General features: G+C 45.3%; 1 protein-coding gene and 1 pseudogene. Both read left to right on the forward strand.

Annotated elements, in window-relative coordinates; genetic code table 11:
• A partial coding sequence (locus tag ACHHZ6_RS24745) for a hypothetical protein (RefSeq protein WP_395123186.1) occupies positions 1 to 199 on the forward strand: 199 nt, incomplete at its 5' end.
• Positions 200 to 375: 176 nt separating this feature from the next.
• Positions 376 to 474 (forward strand): annotated as a pseudogene (locus ACHHZ6_RS24750) (recombinase family protein); the annotation flags it as partial.
• Positions 475 to 603 lie beyond the last annotated feature (129 nt).

A 603-nucleotide genomic window follows, 5' to 3' on the forward strand; every position in this document is an offset into this window, starting at 1 on the left:
AGTACCAGCGTACGGCCCACAGAATGATGTCACGCTGAAAATGCCGGCCTTTGAATGGGTTCATGTGCAGCTCCATCAGCAAAAGGGGATGATAAGTTTATCACCACCGACTATTTGCAACAGTGCCAACCACCCGCACAGCGCGCTGGGATATCACTCCCCGAGGGAATACCGGCGGCAGCGGACATCGTTAACTTAAGATACAAAAGCTGTTCGGAGATGGAGGGTCAAGATCATGCTCATTTTCGAACAATACCTTCGTCTCAAATGTTATAAATTGTGAGACTCCTCAAAACGACTTCAAATGTAGTATCAGAAATCGTGATTTATGTCTAATGATACTTCATAGTATCAATATCGATTTGTGAGACCATTATGGCATTACTGGGATATGCAAGGGTATCAACCAGCCATCAGAAGCTGACAGTGCAAATTACAGAGCTGAAATCAATTGGCGTTAGAGATGACAGAATTTTGGCACTGTTGCAAATAGTCGGTGGTGATAAACTTATCATCCCCTTTTGCTGATGGAGCTGCACATGAACCCATTCAAAGGCCGGCATTTTCAGCGTGACATCATTCTGTGGGCCGTACGCTGGTACT

This window comes from Enterobacter cloacae complex sp. 2024EL-00214, from assembly GCF_043945575.1.
In the GTDB taxonomy this organism is placed as follows: domain Bacteria; phylum Pseudomonadota; class Gammaproteobacteria; order Enterobacterales; family Enterobacteriaceae; genus Enterobacter; species Enterobacter cloacae_P.